The sequence below is a fragment of the Tabrizicola sp. genome (assembly GCF_031377265.1).
In the GTDB taxonomy this organism is placed as follows: Bacteria; Pseudomonadota; Alphaproteobacteria; order Rhodobacterales; family Rhodobacteraceae; genus JAUYQR01.
In genome coordinates this window covers 1-4,218 of the sequence record NZ_JANMET010000043.1, presented here as the reverse complement: position 1 = coordinate 4,218, position 4,218 = coordinate 1, and the positions used below count along the sequence as shown (strand labels likewise).

Annotated in this window: 5 protein-coding genes; 3 read left to right on the top strand and 2 right to left on the bottom strand. The window is 63.1% G+C overall.

Annotated elements, in window-relative coordinates; genetic code table 11:
- A partial coding sequence (gene puuE, locus RMO18_RS02620; protein WP_309663767.1) for an allantoinase PuuE occupies positions 1 to 860 on the bottom strand: 860 nt, incomplete at its 3' end.
- Between the two features lie 147 nt (positions 861 to 1,007).
- On the opposite strand from puuE, the gene uraH reads away from it, so the two are divergent.
- Together uraH and RMO18_RS02610 are read left to right on the top strand one after the other, a co-directional pair.
- On the top strand, positions 1,008 to 1,367 hold the full coding sequence (gene uraH / locus RMO18_RS02615) for a hydroxyisourate hydrolase (RefSeq protein WP_309663766.1): 360 nt from the start codon (positions 1,008 to 1,010) through the stop codon (positions 1,365 to 1,367).
- Positions 1,368 to 1,440: 73 nt separating this feature from the next.
- Positions 1,441 to 2,949, top strand: coding sequence for a DUF2125 domain-containing protein (locus tag RMO18_RS02610; RefSeq protein WP_309663765.1), 1,509 nt, complete (start codon positions 1,441 to 1,443; stop codon positions 2,947 to 2,949).
- Between the two features lie 88 nt (positions 2,950 to 3,037).
- On the opposite strand, the gene RMO18_RS02605 is transcribed toward RMO18_RS02610, so the two are convergent.
- The gene (locus RMO18_RS02605) at positions 3,038 to 3,958 is read right to left on the bottom strand and encodes a LysR family transcriptional regulator (protein WP_309663764.1); all 921 of its coding nucleotides are present in this window, start codon (positions 3,956 to 3,958) and stop codon (positions 3,038 to 3,040) included.
- Positions 3,959 to 4,050: 92 nt separating this feature from the next.
- Here RMO18_RS02605 and RMO18_RS02600 point away from each other — a divergent pair.
- Positions 4,051 to 4,218 (top strand): urate hydroxylase PuuD (locus RMO18_RS02600; protein ID WP_309663768.1); only part of this gene is annotated, 168 nt, incomplete at its 3' end.

Below are 4,218 nucleotides of genomic sequence, written 5' to 3'. Positions count from 1 at the left end.
GCGGCAAACCAGACGCCGTCATGGCGCTGGGCGTGGTCGAGAAAGCGGATGAGCCCGGCGATCTTGCCGGGGCGGCCGATCAGCCGGCAGTGCAGGCCGATGGAAAACATCTTGGCGCGGCCTGCGGCACCTTCGGCATAGAGGGTGTCGAAGCTGTCGCGCAGGTATGTGAAAAACTGTTCGCTTTCGATGTAGCCGGGGGCTGTGGCAAAGCGCATGTCGTTGGCTTCGAGCGTGTAGGGGATCACCAACTGGTCGCGATCACCGACCTCAAGCCAGTAGGGCAGGTCATCGTCGTAGGTGTCGGAGATCCAGTCGAAAGCGCCCGTTTCAGCGGTGAGGCGCACGGTGTTCATCGAGGTGCGGCCGGTGTACCAGCCGCGCGGCGGTGTGCCGGTGAGTTCGGTGTGCAGGCGGATGGATTCGGCGATCTGGGCGCGTTCCTCCGCTTCGGGCATGTCGCGGTGGTCGATCCACTTCAGGCCATGCGAGGCGATTTCCCAGCCGGCCTGTTGCATGGCGCCGAGCTGTTCGGGGTTGCGTGCCAGCGCGGAGGTCACGCCGTAGATCGTAACGGGCAGATCGCGGTCGGTGAACAGGCGGTGCAGGCGCCAGAAACCGGCGCGGGCGCCGTAGTCATAGAGCGATTCCATGTTCCAGTGGCGTTGGCCGGGCCAGGGGGCGGCACCGGCGATGTCTGACAAGAACGCCTCGGACTGGGCGTCGCCGTGCAAGAGGTTGTTTTCGCCACCCTCTTCGTAGTTCAGCACCAGGCTGATGGCGATGCGCGCGCCGCCGGGCCAGGCCGCGTCAGGGGCATCGGGGCCGTGGCCACGGAAATCTCGGGGGTAGCGGGTCACGCGTCTCTCCTGTCTGTGCAGTGCAGATTAGGGCGGAACGGCAGCAGATACTTTCAGGATTTCACAGAAGGACATATCCCGACAATGCAGGATCGCATGTTGCAGGGTTTCGTGGCTAACTGCCAGAGCAAGCGGCAGGAGGCAGGAATGGCAAGCGGACGGCTGACGACACATGTGCTGGATACGGCACGCGGGCGGCCTGCGGCAGGGGTGACGATCACGTTGTACCGGGTGACCGGCATGAACCACGAGAAGCTTGCCGAGACGGTCACCAATGCCGACGGGCGCACCGATGCGCCGATGCTGGAGGGCAAGGCATTCACGCCCGGCACCTATGAGTTGATTTTTTCGGTGGGCGAGTATCTGCGCGGCAGCGGGCAGAACGCAGGCGAAGTGCTGTTCCTTGAGGACATCCCGATCCGATTTGGGGTGCCGGATGCCACGCAGCATTACCATGTGCCCCTGCTGATTTCCGCCTTTGGTTATTCGACTTATCGGGGGTCATGAATCCTTCTCTTGCGGCACGGCACGGAAACCTGTTTTCTGGGCGCGTCCATTATTGATTGCTTAGGAGAACGGCATGTTTCGGATGACGACATTTTTCACTGCCCCCGCGTTTGTTGTGTTGATGGCGGGCACTGCCCATGCCGCGCTGACGGCGGATCAGGTCTGGCAATCGTGGAAAGACGCGGGTGCAACGGCGGGGCTGACGGTATCGGCCGCCACTGAAAACAAGGATGGCGGATCACTGACGCTGAATGGCGTGTTGATCGTGCCGACCGGGGCGGCAAGCGGGCTGACCATTTCAGACATGGTGCTGACCGAGGAGGCAGATGGTTCGGTGACGATAACGCCGGGCGCCGATATTGCCGTTGATCTGGCGGGCGAGGGCACGGCGGGGTCGGTCAAGCTGACGCATGAGGGGTTGATGCTGAAGGCCAGCGAAGGCGACGGCGGAGCGCTGGTTTATGACTATGGCGCGAAGACGCTGAACCTGGCGTTTGATTCGAGCTATCCGGCGACATCGTTTGACGGCAGCGATGCGGGCAAGGCGACGTCGAACGGCACGGTCGGGTTCACCGATCTGACGGGTGTGTATTCCGATACGCCCGGTACCAACCGGACTTTCGGCTTTGATATTGCGGCGTCGAAGCTGAGCTACAATGTCGTTACCGCCGATCCGGGGATGAAGACGAAGACCACGTCGACCAGCGAAACTGCGGATGTGGCGATAGCGCTGGATGCGGCGATGCCTGCGACGATGTCGTTGTTTGCGATTGCGGCGCCTGGTGATTTCGGCACCGCGCTGCAGGAGGGGCTGAGCCTTAGCATGTCGACCAAACAGGGTACGTCGATCGGGACAGCGTCGATGGAAGACGAGGTGTTCCCCTACAATATGGCGATCAATGCCGGGCCGGGCGAGGCGACCGGCGTGTTCAACAAGGACGCCTTCGACATCCAGTCCAAGGGCGAGGGGCTGTCATTGGAGATGACATCGACGGCATTGCCGTTGCCGGTGAAGATCACCTCTGGCCCGGTTGTTTTCGGGATGACCTCGCCGGTGATGGCGAAGGACGCGGCGGCGCCTTATGCGTTCATCATGAAGCTTAGCCAGTTCACGGTGAATGAAGAGGCCTGGGCAATGGTGGACCCCGGCGGCGCGTTGAAGCGCGATCCGGCGGACCTGGCGATCGACGTGTCGGGGATGGCCAAGATCGACTTCATCGACCTGATGGCGGCGGAGGAAACCGGGGCCACTCCGGCGATGCCCGCGCCAGAAACGCTGGATATCAAGGAAATGACGCTGAAGATTGCCGGGGCGGCCTTCATGGGCACCGGGGCATTCACCTTTGACAACTCGATGGGGGTGCCGATGCCGCTGGGCGAGGCGAATGTCAGCCTGACCGGGGGCAATGCGTTGATTGATGGGTTGATCGCCACGGGCATGGTGACCGAGGAAGACGCGATGGGCGCGCGGATGATGATGGGGGCATTCATGTCTCCGGGCGCGGAACCCGATAGCCTGACCTCGAAGATCGAGGCCAAGGCCGGCGGCGAGATCTACGTCAACGGTCAGCGCGTGCAGTGAGCCTGCGGGACCGGGGGGCCTTCTGCCCCCCGAACCCCCCGAGGATATTTCGAGAAGAGGAATGCAGGGCGGTGGTCCTGCATTTTCATCAGGGGCCGTCGCTGGCGCGGCGCAGTTCGTCCTTGATGCGGGCGGCCATGTATTCGGTGAAAAGGCGGACCTTGGGGTCTTTCAGGCGCCGATGCTGGCTGAGCGAGGAAATCTGGGTGGGCAGCGGCGGGGTGGCGGTGGCGACAGGGACCAGCGCGCCGCTGCGCAGGTGTGCTGCAACCTCGAACAGCGGTTTCAGGATGACGCCGCGCCCGTCCAGCGCCCAACCGGTGAGGACATCGCCATCGTCGGATTCGAAGGGGCCCGCGATTTCAAAGCGGCGGGGGCCGTCGGGGGTTTGCAGCGTCCACTGAAATTCCTTGGCGCCGGGGAAGCGCAGGTTCAGGCAATCGTGCCGGTCGCGGACCAGGGCGGCGCCGTCTTCGGGCATGCCGCGGTGGGCGATGTAAGCGGGGGCGGCGCACAGAAGGCGCGGGCAGTCGGCGATGGTTTTCACCTTCAGCGTGCTGTCGTCGAGGAGGCCGAGGTGAAACGCCACGTCAATGGCTTCGGCGACCACGTCGATGATGCGGTCGGACAAGCGCAGGCGCACGTCGATCTGAGGGTATTGGTCCTTGAAGGCCGGGACATGCGGGGCCACGAAGCGACGGCCGACGCCAAGCGGGGCCGCGACAAAGATGGTGCCGCGCGGGTTTTGCGTGACATCCATCACTGCGGCTTCGGCCTCGTCGATGGCATCCAGCACGCGGCGCGCGCCGTCATAGAAGATGCGGCCGTTTTCGGTGGGTTGCAACGAGCGGGTGGTGCGGTTGAACAGCCGTACGCCGAGGTGCTTTTCCAGTTCGGAGATGCGGGCGGAGGCGACGGCGGGTGAGGTGCGCTGATCGCGGGCGGCCGCACTCATGCTGCCCAATTCATAGACACGGACGAACATGCGGATGGTGTTTACATAGGACATTGTTCGGCACAACTTGAAAGTGATGCGGCGTTTCTATGGATTAACAGAAAGGTGCGGCTCGGTATAGCGTTTCGGAAAACAGGAGTGGCGCGATGTATGATTGGGCGGTGCTGTGGGAATGGGTGGAAATCGCGGCGCGCTGGACGCATGTGATCACCGCCATCGCGTGGATCGGCAGTTCGTTTTACTTCATCGCGCTGGATCTGGGGCTGCGCAAGACGCCGAGCCTGCCTGCCCTTGCACATGGCGAAGAGTGGCAA

What these genes read in the sequence shown, in the direction of transcription:
- uraH (WP_309663766.1), top strand. Translation starts at nt 1,008, where the DNA reads ATGGCAAGCGGACGGCTGACGACACATGTGCTGGATACGGCACGCGGG.
- RMO18_RS02605 (WP_309663764.1), bottom strand. Translation starts at nt 3,958, where the DNA reads ATGTCCTATGTAAACACCATCCGCATGTTCGTCCGTGTCTATGAATTG.
- RMO18_RS02610 (WP_309663765.1), top strand. Translation starts at nt 1,441, where the DNA reads ATGTTTCGGATGACGACATTTTTCACTGCCCCCGCGTTTGTTGTGTTG.